11 protein-coding genes and 3 pseudogenes are annotated in these 13,812 nt (G+C 68.4%); 4 read left to right on the top strand and 10 right to left on the bottom strand.

Annotated features, from left to right (window positions below):
• The first annotated feature begins 146 nt into the window (after positions 1 to 146).
• Positions 147 to 2,477 (top strand): FG-GAP-like repeat-containing protein, encoded by a 2,331-nt coding sequence (locus tag ACIBBB_RS04840; protein ID WP_398978675.1) that lies wholly within the window; start codon positions 147 to 149, stop codon positions 2,475 to 2,477.
• 257 nt (positions 2,478 to 2,734) lie between these two features.
• A complete protein-coding gene (locus tag ACIBBB_RS04835) occupies positions 2,735 to 3,151 on the top strand; it encodes a hypothetical protein (protein ID WP_398978673.1) in 417 nt (138 codons plus the stop codon).
• Positions 3,152 to 3,210: 59 nt separating this feature from the next.
• Here ACIBBB_RS04835 and ACIBBB_RS04830 read toward each other — a convergent pair.
• The 6 genes and pseudogenes from ACIBBB_RS04830 to ACIBBB_RS04805 form a co-directional block, all read right to left on the bottom strand.
• Positions 3,211 to 3,397, bottom strand: a pseudogene (locus tag ACIBBB_RS04830) (IS630 family transposase); the annotation flags it as partial.
• A gap of 48 nt (positions 3,398 to 3,445) precedes the next feature.
• Positions 3,446 to 4,171 (bottom strand): DUF4328 domain-containing protein, encoded by a 726-nt coding sequence (locus tag ACIBBB_RS04825; RefSeq protein ID WP_398978670.1) that lies wholly within the window; start codon positions 4,169 to 4,171, stop codon positions 3,446 to 3,448.
• 287 nt (positions 4,172 to 4,458) lie between these two features.
• Positions 4,459 to 4,989 (bottom strand): hypothetical protein, encoded by a 531-nt coding sequence (locus ACIBBB_RS04820; RefSeq protein WP_398978668.1) that lies wholly within the window; start codon positions 4,987 to 4,989, stop codon positions 4,459 to 4,461.
• A gap of 345 nt (positions 4,990 to 5,334) precedes the next feature.
• Positions 5,335 to 5,913, bottom strand: a pseudogene (locus ACIBBB_RS04815) (hypothetical protein); the annotation flags it as partial.
• 89 nt (positions 5,914 to 6,002) lie between these two features.
• Positions 6,003 to 6,731 carry a hypothetical protein gene (locus tag ACIBBB_RS04810; RefSeq protein WP_398978666.1) on the bottom strand — a complete coding sequence of 243 codons (729 nt, stop codon included), beginning with the start codon at positions 6,729 to 6,731 and terminating at the stop codon, positions 6,003 to 6,005.
• The gene (locus ACIBBB_RS04805; protein ID WP_398978664.1) at positions 6,728 to 7,357 is read right to left on the bottom strand and encodes an RNA polymerase sigma factor; all 630 of its coding nucleotides are present in this window, start codon (positions 7,355 to 7,357) and stop codon (positions 6,728 to 6,730) included. The genes ACIBBB_RS04810 and ACIBBB_RS04805 overlap by 4 nt, the downstream gene beginning before the upstream one ends.
• Before the next feature lie 511 nt (positions 7,358 to 7,868).
• On the opposite strand from ACIBBB_RS04805, the gene ACIBBB_RS04800 reads away from it, so the two are divergent.
• On the top strand, positions 7,869 to 8,390 hold the full coding sequence (locus ACIBBB_RS04800; protein ID WP_398978662.1) for a YcxB family protein: 522 nt from the start codon (positions 7,869 to 7,871) through the stop codon (positions 8,388 to 8,390).
• A 291-nt stretch (positions 8,391 to 8,681) separates the two neighbouring features.
• On the opposite strand, the gene ACIBBB_RS04795 is transcribed toward ACIBBB_RS04800, so the two are convergent.
• The 3 genes and pseudogenes from ACIBBB_RS04795 to ACIBBB_RS04785 form a co-directional block, all read right to left on the bottom strand.
• A complete protein-coding gene (locus tag ACIBBB_RS04795; protein ID WP_398978660.1) occupies positions 8,682 to 9,056 on the bottom strand; it encodes a hypothetical protein in 375 nt (124 codons plus the stop codon).
• A 738-nt stretch (positions 9,057 to 9,794) separates the two neighbouring features.
• A pseudogene (locus ACIBBB_RS04790) lies at positions 9,795 to 10,280 on the bottom strand (class I SAM-dependent methyltransferase); the annotation flags it as partial.
• A 607-nt stretch (positions 10,281 to 10,887) separates the two neighbouring features.
• Positions 10,888 to 11,535 carry an FMN-dependent NADH-azoreductase gene (locus ACIBBB_RS04785; protein ID WP_398978658.1) on the bottom strand — a complete coding sequence of 216 codons (648 nt, stop codon included), beginning with the start codon at positions 11,533 to 11,535 and terminating at the stop codon, positions 10,888 to 10,890.
• An 84-nt stretch (positions 11,536 to 11,619) separates the two neighbouring features.
• Here ACIBBB_RS04785 and ACIBBB_RS04780 point away from each other — a divergent pair, with 84 nt between their 5' ends.
• Entirely contained in the window at positions 11,620 to 12,186 is a 567-nt protein-coding gene (locus tag ACIBBB_RS04780; RefSeq protein WP_398978656.1) for a MarR family winged helix-turn-helix transcriptional regulator, read from the top strand.
• 882 nt (positions 12,187 to 13,068) lie between these two features.
• On the opposite strand, the gene ACIBBB_RS04775 is transcribed toward ACIBBB_RS04780, so the two are convergent.
• A complete protein-coding gene (locus ACIBBB_RS04775; protein ID WP_398978653.1) occupies positions 13,069 to 13,644 on the bottom strand; it encodes a TetR/AcrR family transcriptional regulator in 576 nt (191 codons plus the stop codon).
• Between the last annotated feature and the right edge of the window lie 168 nt (positions 13,645 to 13,812).

The following is a 13,812-nucleotide window of genomic DNA, read 5'->3' as shown; positions in this document are numbered from 1 at the left end:
CGCGCGACGCCTCCCGCCATCGGCCTGACCCATCCGGTGGCAAATTCGACCTGCTCCCTAGACCACTGGACTCGCACGGACCGGACGAGCCGGAGGGCAGGGCACGGGGCGCCTCCGAACCGCTGCGGGTCGGCCCGTCCACCGCGGTGCAGGTACGGGTGGAGTCGGGCAGCGCGCTGCCCAAGAACCTGAAGCTGCACATGGTCGACCCCGGAGTGAGCGCGACCGAGGCCAAGAACCCGGCCGACCCCGTCCTGAACAACGCCGCGTTCGCTGTGGAGGAGACCGCGACCGCGTCGCCGGGCGATCCCGTTGCGCCGACGGACGGTGCCACCCCGGCCGAGAGCTCCACGGCGACCGGCAGCACGGCACCGACGGAGTCGGCCACGCCGACGAGCGTCCCGACGGACAGCGCCACTCCGACTGACACCGCGACGCCCGGTCCGAGCCCGACTGACACCGCGACGCCCGGTCCGAGCCCGACGCCCACCAAGCCGACCGCGCCGCCCTCGACCGTAAAGCGGCCTCCGATCATCGATCGTGCCCAGTGGGGCGCGGACGAGACGATGGTCGCCGACCCGGCGGAGTACATCGACAAGGTGCAGGCGGTCTACATCCACCACACCGTCGGTTCGAACAACTACAGCTGCGCCGAATCGGCCGCCCTGGTCCGCGGCATCATGACGTACCACGTCAAGACGGAGGGCTGGAACGACCTCGGCTACAACTTCCTGGTCGACAAGTGCGGCCGGATCTTCGAGGGCCGCGGCGGCGGCGCCGACGTGCCGGTCAAGGGCGCGCACACCTACGGATTCAACAGCTACTCCACCGGCATCGCACTGCTCGGCGACTTCGAGGGCGACACCGCCACCGGCAAGCCCGCCGGCCGGCCGACCACCGCCGCGCAGCAGTCCGCCGCGCGCGTCGCCGCCTGGAAGCTCGGCCAGTACGGCGGCAACCCGAAGGGCTCCGTGACCCTCGTCGCCCAGGGCGACACCGGCAAGTACACCGAGGGCCAGCAGGCCACGATGAGCGTGATCTCCGGCCATCGCGACGCCTTCGCCACCGCGTGCCCGGGCAAGAACCTCTACGCGAAGCTCCCCGCGATCCGCGATTTCGCCGCCGGCCCCGGCCGTAACTCCGCAATCCCGAGCGCCGACTTCAACCGGGACGGCATCAACGATCTGGCGGCCGGACTGCCCCGGGCCGCAAACAGCGACGGAAGCGTCACGGTCCTGCCGGGCACCACCGACGGACCGAGCTCCGCGGCGCGCAGGACCATCAACCAGAGCAGCCCCGGCGTCCCCGGCAACTCCGAGGCCGGCGACCTCTTCGGCTCCGCCAACGCGTGGGGCGATGTCAACGGCGACGGATACGCCGACCTGATCGTCGGCTCCCCCGGCGAGAACGGCACCACCGGCCAGACCGACACCGGCACGGTGGCGGTGCTCCACGGCCCCGGCCTGAACAGCGGCAAGGGGTACTGGACCAACGCGACCACCCGGGCCGCCGGCGAGAAGCTCGGCGCGACCGTCACCTCCGGTGACTTCAACGCCGACGGCAACGCGGACGTCCTGTCCGCCGCTCCCGGCAAGCCGGGCCGCTGGTGGGCCTGGGACGGCAAGTCCGGTGCGGCCAAGTCCGGTTACCTGAACTCGACGGCGTACACCGCCGCAACGAGCTACGCCTCAGCCGTCAGCGGCGACTTCAACAAGGACGGATACGCGGACGCCGCGGTCGGCTTCCGCGACCCGGGAGGTATCGGCCGGCTGCTGTGGCTCAAGGGCTCCACGACCGGGCTCCAGCGCGTCGGCGTCCTGGACGCGCGCGGCGGCCGTTCGCTCGCGGCGGGCGACCTCAACGGCGACGGCTACACCGACCTCGCGGTCGGCCAGCCGAGCACCACGGAATCCGGGCACACCCTCAAGGGCGGTGCGATCACGGCCGTCTTCGGGTCGGCGACGGGACTGACCTCGACCGGACGCAAGACGTTCGGCCAGGACACCACCGGCGTCCCGGACACCGGCGAGACCGGCGACGACATGGGCGCCGCCATATCCGTGGGTGACGTCAACCTCGACGGATACGACGACATCCTCACCGGCCTGCCCGGCGAGGACATCACCCGAAGCGGTGTCGCCCAGACCAACGCGGGCCAGGTCATCCTGCTGCGCGGCACGTCCACGGGCCCGACCGCCACCGGCTCAGCCGCGTATCACCAGGACACCGCGGGTGTGCCAGGTACCACCGAGTCCAACGACCGCCTCGGCTCGTCCGTCTCGCTCACCGACCTGTCGGGCTACAGCCGGGCCGATCTGGCCATCGGCGCCGACGGCGAGGACGCGAACAACGGCACGATCCTGCAGTTGGACAACAGCAGCACCAGCGGCATCGTGACCAGTTCCGGCGTCTTCTACGGCACCACGGCACTGGGCGCGCCCGCGGGCCTTCGCATCGGCCAAGTACTGACGCCATAACACCCACAGCGCCCCGAACAGGTACGGGGCCGGACCCGATCGCCGAGAAACGAGCTTGACGCGCGCACCCCGGTCTCCGCGACAACACACGGAGACCGGGGCTGACAGAGCGTCTCTCGTGCCCTGAGGTGGGGTGTATCCGGCGAACTGCTCAGCGAGCACAGCCGGGCTGACAGCGGTTCACGCCTGCCGTTAATCTTCCTGCCATGTCATCCCAAGGGCGCAGTGCCGGAACCGTCTTTTGCATCGTATTGGCGATGCTCAGCATGATCACGGCGGTGATCCTGTCGGCGGTCGCACTGACCGCGACCTCTCAGGTGTCCGATGAGCCGCTGGACGAATACAGCAGCAAGATAAGTCTTTTCGACGACGCCGATTGCGACACCGAGGCAGATACCCCGCCCGATCGAGTCTTCTTGGACTGTCTCTCCGAGTACGAGTCGACCACGCAGAAGGATGCGGCGTTCTGGGCGAGGGAGGTCGCAGCGCGGCAGGCGGACATCCAAGCGAAGGGCAACTTGGCAATCATCTTCGGCCTGCTCGGGGTGACCTTCGCGGTCTGCGCCGTGGTGTCCAACAGGGGAAGCCGGACCGGGCCAACCACCGGCACCTGGGCAACCCCTCCCGCCCCGGGCGGGGCACCCACGGCTACCCAACCACCCTCGCAGCCATAGCCACGGCCTCCAGCTGACGTCGTTTCACCTCAGTACGGCCAGGGTGTTCGTGGCGCACCCCCGTGGATGCGGTGGTAGGTCGCGGGATGCCTCTCGGGGTGGCCCTGCTCGGCCCAGCACGAACCCGGCGGTGGGACGGATGCCGAGCGGCCCGGCCTCGTCGAACGCGAAGACCCGGTCGGGGAATCGGTCCAGGACTTCCTCGATGCGGTCCAGCCCGGCGTCGCGGTCGGGGTCGGGCGACTCTCCCTGCTCAGGACGGAATCAGTCCATCGGCCCCACCACCGATCACGATCAGCTGAACGACTCTCCCTCCTGGGCGGTCAACCCGTGCCGCGCCTTGACGTGTTGCATGTGCGTCAGAGTGCGGACCAGCCGGAGCGCGAGAACGGCGGAGACGATGTCGACAAGGTCGGAGACCATGAGAAGGCCGAGACCCACGTTCGTCGGGCCGATCGATTCGGCCGTGTCGTAGACCGCGCCGCCGGCCAGTGCGATGAAGCCCTGCGCGAGCCAGAAGCCCCACCACAGGTTGATCAGGCCAGGGCCCACCCGGTCGGGCGAGTTCGGTCCCACGGAACGGCTGGCGTTCCAGATGTCGAGGGTGACCCGACGCGGGAACCACAGGTTGACGACCGGGACGAGCCAGCCCCAGCCGGTCCAGCTGCGGCCCCTTCGCTGAGTGCCGGGGGCGAAGACTTCGGCGTTGTCGCGCGAGCGGTACAGCCAGCACACGTAGACGATTCCGGTGGAGAGGTAGAACGCGCTCTGGAGCAGGCCAAAGAGGTCGTAGGAGAGCTGCCTGTCCTCGACGCCGGGCACCGTCCACAGGGCTGCCTCGGCGTGCGGCGCGCCGCGCAGCAGGTCGTACAGATAGGCGCCCGAGGCAAGGGACAGCACATCCGTGACGATCACGGCACCGAGCAGCAGGGAAGTGGCCAGCCCCAGACCGATCGGTGAGCGCGGCACCGCGAGGGAGGCGGGCGAAGGAGCGACGGTGTGCGTCGCATTCGGTTTCACACTCCGACCAGCGACGCGGTCGTTCCAGGTGTCACACCCCAGCCACTCCGCACCCGGCGTGCGGCGCACTCTCCCCGGTGAGCCGGCCAATTCTTCCCGGGATCTCACGGAAGAACGGGACTCGCGCCCCCCGGCGAGGCCCCGCCCAGCCGCGGTTCGAAAGCGGCACAGGGGAATTTCCTTCAATCGCCAAACAATAATCCCTGGCAGGCGCACAGTTGACGGCCCGCCGATGTGGACCTGGCGGGCCGTCGCGTAGGAGTCCGGTTCAGTTGATGCCCGGCGGTTCAGTACGCCCGATAGTAGGGCGTCTCGATCGTCGCTGCGACATTGAATACTGAGAAGTCGGCTTCCATGAGCACACGGTAAACGAACTCCGAGGCGGTCATGTCGAATCGCTGGAAAGCCTCCAGCGGATCTACTCGTGCCACCACGGGCCACGTCGCCGGGTCCTGCGAGGTGTCGGCCAGCCAGTAATACTCCTCCTCGATGAAGGAATACCCCCACTGCACAAGGCCCTTGCCTTCGCCATTCGCTCCGAGAAGCCCGAACGGCTCGAATATCCGCTGGTTATCGGGGTTTTCGCGCACGGACCTGAGCAAGGATGCGTGAGCGGTCTGCACCGACTCCGATTCGCCTTGCGCCTCCAGCACCAGAACATGGTCACTAAAGGCACCCCACGCGGCGAATCGTGTGCGCAGTTCCTTGAAATCAGTCGGCAGAGGGGTGCCCAGGGCGCTCTCGGTGTCGGACCAGTCGAATTCGACGGATTCAGCGTTCCAACCCGTCACCGTCACCAGACGATCGACCCACTCCATGTCCACCCCTCCACGCGACTTACGAAGCTGTTTCTACTCCGACTGCGTCAGGGCCTGTTCCAAATGTTCTGATTGACAATTTGAGCCCCCCCGAAGAGCAGGCAGACATGGTAACACCCAGGGGAACCGGATTGCTTTCGCTCTCGTAGATCGGGACCGACGAGTAGTAGACGTATTCCCCGCCGCAATCGAGTCCGCGATCCTCTGCTCCACCCCTGCCATTTCAGGGGAATTCGCGGTGCGGTACAGCGGCACCGGGTTGCGGCGATCGGTGCCGCCGACGATCTCCGTGGGGGGCGTGTTCTTTACCAGGCCGCCGTCCTTGTCCGTGTAGTTGAAGCCGACGGACTGGCCCCTCTCCCAGTAGTCCACCGTGAGCGTCTGCCTGGCGGCCGGATCGGTGATGTATCGCAGGAACTTGGTCGGCTTGTTGTTGGACTTGCGTTCTTCGTAGGTGAACGTCTGCGCGTTGCCGTTCTTGTCGACCGCCGACGTCATGTAGCCGTCGCAGCCGAAAAGGAAGCGCGTGCCGTCGGGCCGGGTGAGTGTCCAGGCGTCCGGGACGGGGTCGTCGTTCGGCGTGCAGCCCAGGCCCGCCCTCATGGTGACCTTGTAGTGGACGCCCGCTGGGGCCTTCCACGACCCGTCGGCCTGCTTGGTGAACACGTGCGTCGTGCCGTCGCCGTCCGACAGGCGGATCTGCGTCGGGTTCGGGTTCGGGTGGAAGTCCAGCGGCGCGCTCAGCCGGGTGGGCCCGGACGCCTGTGCCTTGACCGTTGCGGACTCCGCCGGGGCGAGCGCCGGGACCGCGGTCTTGACCTGGTTGCCGCCGGTGGTGCCGTCGGTGCCGTCGGTGCCGTCGGGCAGCTTCCAGGTGTACGACAGGACCCGCTCACCGGTCGCCCACGCCGCGGAGCCCGTCGACGGCGGGCATCAACGACGTTCACCGCATACATGTGAGGCCGCGGGGGCTACGGCACTCCGCCGGCCCCCGCCACGACCCTTGGGACAGGCTACGACGCACGTCTACCGGTGCCCTGAGCGTGCTCCGCGCTCCTGCCTCGCGAGGGAGAGGCCGCCGGGGGATTCTTCGACTGCCCCGGCGCAGCCGTCCCGGCCGGCTTCTTGGGCGCCGAAGGCACGTCCTCGTCCCCGCCGGACAACGTGGCGCAGTAGCCGTCCACGGCACCCTCTCCGCCTGCGGCGTCCACCAGTTGCTGGAACGCCTCACCGCGCTGCTTGTCGTTGCCGCTGTTCCATGCGTGGCACAGCGCCGCTTGGCTCCGGGGTACCGGATCGTGTGCCGAGGCCGAGGCCGAGGGCGCCGGTGACGGGGTGCTCCGGCCGGTCGCCTCGGGGGTAGCGCCAGGGGTACGCGGGGCGTCCACGCCCGGCCGAGACGCGGGGCTCTCGGCCGGGTCGTCGGCAGGGCGGAGCGGATCCGGGAGCGCGTCGGGAACGGCTGCCAGTGCCAGCCCGCCGAGCGTAGCGGTGGCCAGGGCTGCCCCGAGCGCCGTCCTCAATGAGACAAGGGCAGGGAACCGGCGTCGGGCCGGGCGCCAGTCGTCGCGCCTTCGGCCACGCCGTGGTGCGACGCCTTCGGCCGCGCTGGCGGCCTCCCGGAATGCCCCAAGCGCCCGCTCGACGCTCTCTGGCTCGACGCCGCCTCGAACAGCGTCCGCGAGCGCCTCGATCTCGGGCGTGACGAGCGCCGCGTCCGTCGCTTCCGCCTTGCGTCTCATGTCTCATCCCTCAGGGTGCCCGACGCAGCCGGCGCCGCACTCTCCGCCCGGCTTCCCGGGGTCAACTGCTCGGCCAGCCGCTTCAGCCCCCGATAGGTGGCCGTCCGCACAGCGCCCGACCGCTTGCCCAACACTCGTGCCGTGGAGGGTCCGTCCAGCCCCACCACCACCCGCAACAGCACCGCCTCCGCCTGGTCCGGCGGCAAGCCGACGATCTGTCCCAGCGCCCACTGCGTCGACATCGATTCCAACACCGCGCCCACCGTGTCCGCCTGCCCCGGCAGTTCCAGGACATCGTGCTCGATCAGAGACGTTTGGGGTCTTCGCTTCTGCTTACGAAGGTGGTCCAGCGCCCGGTTTCGCGCGATGGTCGCTGTCCAACCGCGAAAACCCGCGCCGTCGCCCCGAAAACGCCTCAGGTCCCGCGCGATCTCCAACCAGGCATCCGAGGCGACATCCTCCGCGTCGTCCCCGACCAGCCCGCGCAGGTATCCCAGGAGTCCTGGATGCACGAGCCGGTACGCCGTCGCGAAGGCGTCCTCATCCCTCTGCTGAGCAAGCGACACGGCAATCCCGAGCTCCACGTCAGACGCGTGCGTACAACGCTGGTTCCCACCCCTACCCACACGTGCCTCTTCGATCGCCCAGTGTTCTTTCCCCCTACTGACAGCGCCGTGCCGCACAGAAATGTCACATCAAGCGGAACCTTCACTTCACCGACCATCGCGGCCCGGAACGCCAACTCGTCGTGTGGCCTTCATCGGCACGCGGCCGTGCAGCAGGAAGTACATCTGCTGCACGGATTCCTCCGGCCCGGCCGCAAACCGTTTGGCCACCTTTCCGATCGGACCCCCATTCGTTCCCTCCCCCAACCAAGCGAGACGGCGTCCTCAAACGTCACAGTGACTTGACGCCCGCCCGTCATCGGAAGGATGCGGTCCCGAGCGAGATCCGGACTACATGCAGTTCAGAACTGGGTTCTAGCCTTGCGAAATCCGGTCGCCAGACGTCCTCGCGTACGACGCGGTCGCGGGTGATTCCCTCACTGGACAGGCCGGCTACCGCATTCCAACGGGCGTCCGCCGCCGTTGATCACCTACCGGTACAGTCCCTGCCCATCGGATCCGTGGAGGACGCATGACTGTTGATACGTCGGTGAAGCTGACCTATGTCGTGACATGGCGTGAGATATCTGAGGGATTGAAGATGCAGATGCGACACAGTCCGGCCGGACGGTGGTGTTATCGCGTCCTGTGGGGACTGTGCGCATTGCTCGGCTTGTTGACCGCAGCCAACCTGTTGACCAGAGGCGTCGGCGCCGCTGGCGTGGAGGTGTGGAGGCTTCTTCTGACTGCCTGCCTCTTCGTGATAGCCATCCGCTGGCTGACGGCCCTGGCCTTGCTCGCCTACGCCCGGCATCTGGGCGAACATCGCGTGACGGTCGACGCGGATGGGATCAGTACCGTTTCCGAGCGGCATACGAATCAGACCAACTGGGGGTTCTACGGGCGCAGCGTCGAGGGCCGGCGGGTATTCGTGCTGCTCACGCCGGACGTGTGGGGAACCGGAGTCCTGATCCTCCCCAAACGTGGCCTGGATGCCCCGCAGGACTCCGAACGACTGCGGTCACTGATCACCCAGCATCTCGCAGCCGCGTGAACGCGGGCGTCGGCCCGTGGCTCCCGAGGTGACTAGGCGACCCCGCCTCAAACTCGCGATTCCGAGCGTCAAGAATCATGAACGAGACTTCGCCACCGCCGCTCACACGATTCTCGCCGCGCCCTCCACGTGCGAGGGTCATCGGGAACAGACTGAAGTTCCCTGAGTTGATGGTGACTGACGCATCTGCGGTACCTCACGGGCCCGCCAGTAATGCGTGCGCGCGGGGCAGGACCGGACGCCTGCCCCTCGTCGTCCCGGGCGCCGCAGTGCCCAGTTGGTTGGTCCGGTTCAGCTCGCGTTCACGATGTAGGCGTAGCAGTCGCCGCAGCCTTTGACGTACGCCCACCGGAACTTGCCGCTAGGGCTGTTGACGGTGACCGAGGTCTCGTGGTTGCGCCACTCGCCCAAGGTGTCACCCATGACACGGAGCCAGGCGTCGCCGTCGCAGCGGCCATTGTTGCCCTTGGCGGCCACGGCTTTCGTCGAGGTGACGCGGAGCGAGTAGGAGGTGAGGCATGAGCGCTCGTAGTAGAAGAAGCCAGTCACGTCGGAGATGATCGTGTCGGACGGGTCCTGCGCCCGCCCGGAGGCGGAGGCGGGGGTGATGGTGAGCATGAAGGCCGCGGCGATGGTGCCGAGGACGGTTAAACCGCGCTTGCCCATGAGAGTTCCTCCCGTGAAGGTCCGTCCGCACGTGCGCCCCTCCGGCCCTGGTGGCGCGAACAAGGATCTTTCAGCACGTCCGGTCGGTCTGCAGGAGTATCCGGCGCGCGGCTAAACGGTCACCGTAAGGGAGATAAACGCCTTGTCGGCCGCGTGAACAAGATGAACTCTCCCCGCACCATCAGAGTCGCTGACTCCGCGCGGGCGCACCGCGTGCTGCACGACCTTGCCCCTGCGACCAGCTCCCACGGCCAGGGCCTGGCGTCGGCGGCTCCGGGACGGTCGCCGCGATCGGCCTGCGGGCTCGCTGCCTGGTCGCCGGTCAGCTCATGTACGACCGGATCCGCTCGGGCGAGTACGAGCGGTCGGTCCGGGCACTGCTGCTCGGTGCCGGACCCGACACCCCCGCTCCGGCTCTGGCCTGACGGCCCCCTGTGCTGCCCCAACCCCCGCATCCGTGCGGGTGGTTGGGGGGGCGGAGGACCAGGCAGACAAGCCCCCCCGGGGCACACCACAGAGGCCCACGTGACCCAAGATCCTTCGACCTGCCGCTCCCGCTGACGGCTCGCCGCTGGCGCGCCTCCCGGGTCCGGTCCCTGGATGCGCCGCGCGAAGCGGTCAGCGACGACTTCTCCGTCAAGTTCGGCGAATCAGTACGGCAAGAGGACCTTCAAGTGAGAACAAGCTTCATCCACGCGGATGATCTACACCACTCCGACCCAGGCCACGGGCCACGCTCTACGGGCGGCGGGCCAGCAAGTGGGTGTCGAGGAAGCCTCGCTCGGACGCCGGGTCGTGGAGCAGCCGGGCGAACGTGACAAGCCCGGCCCCGGCCAGCAGCTCGGCGAACCGGTCCACCGGCCAGCTATAGGCGGGCGTCACCTTATGGTCGAAGCGGACGGGCTCCGGTCCCTCGGTCCCGAAGAGGGACACCAGGAGCAGGCCCCCTGGTGCCAGGACACGCACCTGCTCGGCGAGCAGCGCGGGCAATTCTCCAGGTGGGGTATGGATGATCGAGTAGTGGGCCAGCACTCCGCCGAGTTCACCGTCCTCGACCGGCAGGGCTTCCATTCGCGCTTCGTCGAACCGCAGCGCCGGACGGGCCCGCCGAGCGTGGTCGACCATGGCCGGGGAGAGGTCGAGCCCGAAGGCGTCCAGCCCCAAGTCGTGCAGCATGGCCGTCAGATGACCGGGGCCGCACCCGACGTCGGCTACAGGGCGCCCCTGGTTTATGTCCAGCTCACGATGTCACGTACGCAGTTGAACAGGCTCCTTGTGTGGAGGACATGTCCTCCACACGGCAGTAGCTCCTGATGAGGCGCATACTTCTGCGTCTCATCTATCCGCGATGATGGGCGCCGGACAGGGGGCGAGATGACGCAAGTGTTGCGTGGGAACCTTCGGGGGAAGCAGGGCACCGCGCCGTCGTCGGTCTACTGCATCTCCATACCGGCAGTGCTGGCCGCGCACAGAGCGGTTGTGCGCGCGGACGCGGGTCACCGAGTTTGGTCTGTCGGTCAGATCCTCGGATACGGGTCACTCGTGTTGCTTGTGGAGTCGCTAGGGGTCCTGTTGGTGTTGACCGTGCTCGGCTGAACCCACTAGGAGCTGTCCGGGCGACCACGCTGAGAACGGCGGCGGTGATGTACACGGGACGGGACCCGTCCAGTTGGTCTCCCAGGCCCGGAACAGGGCCCGGGGCCATTGGCTGGGCTCTGTTCAGCTGCGAATCCGGGTCGGCGACGCCGACCGGGTGCCGTCCGGCTCCTCCAGAGCTGGTGGCGCGCCACCGTCGCGCGCCAGACACGGCGGGCCGGGCCGGGGATCGCGGTCAGACCTCGGCGGTGACCGGGGACCAGAGAGCGTCGATTTCCCGCTCGGCCGCCGCCCGGCTCTCCTTCGCAAGGGGGATCAGCTCGGCCATGGAGGGATTCACCTCGGCGAGAGTGAGCTGGGCTGTGATGAAGCGCGGTTCCAGCCCCATGTTCGCCACACCGTGCGGAAGCCAGGCCTGCGCGTGGTCCCAGCCCGCACGGGGCGTCCCCTCGTTGTAACCCCCGCCGCGTGAGGCGAGCACGATGAATTCCCGGCCTCCGAGCAGACCGGTGTGTGTCTCGGTGTCGATCGACAGCCCCGGTGCGAGGAGGTGGTCGATCCATGACTTCACGCTGCTGGGCGCGGCGTAGTTGTACAGCGGCAGTCCCAGCAGGACGGTGTCGGCTTCCTTCACCTCGTTGACCAGTTCCATGGTCAGCGCCCATGACGCGGCCTGGGCCGGGGTGTGCTGCTCGGGCGGCAGCCTTCGCGCCGGGAGGGTCGCCGCGGTGAGGTGCGGCTGCGGATCACTTCCCAGGTCACGGTAGGTGACAGTGCCGCCGGGATGCGCCGCGCGCCATGCGTCGGCTGCCCGTGCGCTGAGTGCGCGACTGATCGAACGATCGCCCTGGATGCTCGAGTCGATGTGCAGCAGATGAGGCATGTCGCTAGTCCTTCATGGTTCGTTTGTGTTAGGCAAGCCATTTATAACACATGGATAATGTGTTGGCTCGCGTAGACTCAGGACATGGCCTCTTCCCCCGTCGACCAGTCGGCCCATCGCTCGGGTGCGTTGCTCGATCACCTTGCGCGGCGGATGCGCCTGCGGGCGGAATCGGTGCTGGCGCCGCTTGGGCTGCGCCCCCGCCACCTGGTGGCCCTCACGGTGCTCAGGGACCGGGGCGGCAGCACGCAGCAGGCGCTGTCATCCACGCTGATGATGGATGGGACCAACGTCGTCGGACTGCTCAACGACCTGGAGTCCGAGCAGCTGATCGAGCGGCGGCGCTCCCCCCGGGACCGTCGGCGCCACGTCGTGGAACTCACCGCGACCGGCCTGGAACGCCTCCGCAAAGCCGAGCGCGCACTCGCCGCAGCCGAGAACGAAGTGTTCTCGGCACTCGACGAAACGCAGCGCGAGACCCTGTACCACCTCCTCCGACAAGCCGCGAGCGGCGAGGGGGGCGAAGGCTGCCCCCGCGCTATGGGCGCCCTGCCCATGGAGGCCGGAGTCGGCGAAAGCGGTGGTCAAGGCTGCGAGGGCGCGGATGGCATCGGCCCGGCTCGCCGGACAGTCGCCACGCCGGAGTCATGAACCCACCGCGGAACCGCCCGTCACGAACTGCTGCCCGGCGCCCTCACGGGGCGGCATTGCTGTGATCACGTCGTAGGCAGCGTCAAACCTCCCATTCAGCTGTCCGGAGTCAGACTCCGGTTGGTTCGCGACCGGCCCATGTGCACGAGGCGGCAAAAAGCGGGGTGTTCGCTGCGGGCGGTGCCGGATGTCGGAAACCGTCCACAGGCGCTCCCGACCATCAACAACTGTGCTCCCACGGGGAACCGGCAGCCCCTGGCCGGGTTACGACGCCGTGGGTCGCGAGGGGCTTCCGGGGAGGGGGAATGACCGCCGACGCGCAAGCCGTCGAGCATCACGGCCAGGGCACGTTCGGGCACCGCCCCCTCCGACGCACCGGGCGGCGGCATCGGCCTCAGGAGCAGTAGGAGCCGCGACGATCGCGCTCGACGCCGCCGGGGACAGGAAGGCGAGCCGAACACAGAGTTGCAGCTCGCGCGCCGCGCCCAGGAGGCGTACGAGAGCGTCCCACGCTCTCGGTCCACCGACGGAACCCCGTGCTTCGTCCAGCACCTTGGTGAAACTCTCGTGGGCGACGGTGACGATCAGCGGTTCCCGGTCGGGGAAACGGCGGTACGGCGTGCCCGACGCCGACGCCTGCCTCCCGCGCGATCTCCTCCATAGGCACGTCGGCCGGACCGGCCGCCCGCGCCACTCATCGGGATCGGCTGCGTCGGCCGCAGCGGGCGCTCGTACGTCAGCACGCTACCGAGCCCCATCCGCTCGGCGGCCTGGGCGACGCGGGTCACGGTGTCGGCCGCGCCGACACCGGCATTCGGAAGGGCCGCACCGATCTGGCGAGTACGTGGGGGCCGACCCGAGAAGCCGGGGAGGCCGCCCCCATCAGGAAATGCCGAGGGTGGGCAGGAGCACGGCGTCGAGGTAGTCGCGGAGGAACGCCTGGTCGACGGACCGGTCCTCGACGAGCTGCCGGGCGACGAAGGCGCCGACCAGCATGTGCGGGAGGAACGGCAGAGCTGGATGGTCCGCGGCGATCTCGCCCCGGTCCATGGCTCGTTGCAGCACCGCCTTGAGTCCGTTCGTTTCGGGCTCGACGATCACTTCGCGCAGCACCTGATGCAGACCGGGGTTGGTGTGGACAGCATGGAAGAGGCCTCTTATCAGTGCGGAGTCCGTCTCCATCCGGGAGTCGTCGGCCATCGAGACCATGGCGTGGAAGTCCCCGCGCAGCGAGCCGGTGTCGATCTGTGCGACATCGGCCGGCTTGTTGTGGCGCAGGGCTCGTGCGACGAGCTCCGGCTTGCTCCCCCACTGGCGGTAGAGGGTGGCCTTGCTGGAGTGGGCGCGAGCGGCGACGGCGTCCATGGTGAGTGCGTCGTAGCCGACATCGCGCAGCAGGTCGAGCACGGCTCCGTACAGCTCTCCCTCGCGCTCCGGCGTCAGCCTGGTGCGTGCCATGATCCACCCCCTGCCGGGCCCGGACCTGCCGCCCGGCCCCGGTCCGGCTGATCGGAAAACAGGTACGGGGCGTCCTGCACGCCGCTCACCTGGTTGTTTACTTCAAGCATGCGCGCAGGGCGGCTGCCGGACGGCGCCTGCCGCCCGTTCGAGGACCATGGCGTCGAT

Source organism: Streptomyces sp. NPDC051217 (genome assembly GCF_044455465.1).
GTDB lineage: Bacteria > Actinomycetota > Actinomycetes > Streptomycetales > Streptomycetaceae > Streptomyces.
Note: the sequence above shows the minus strand (reverse complement) of the source record. Positions and strands in the feature narration are given on the sequence as shown.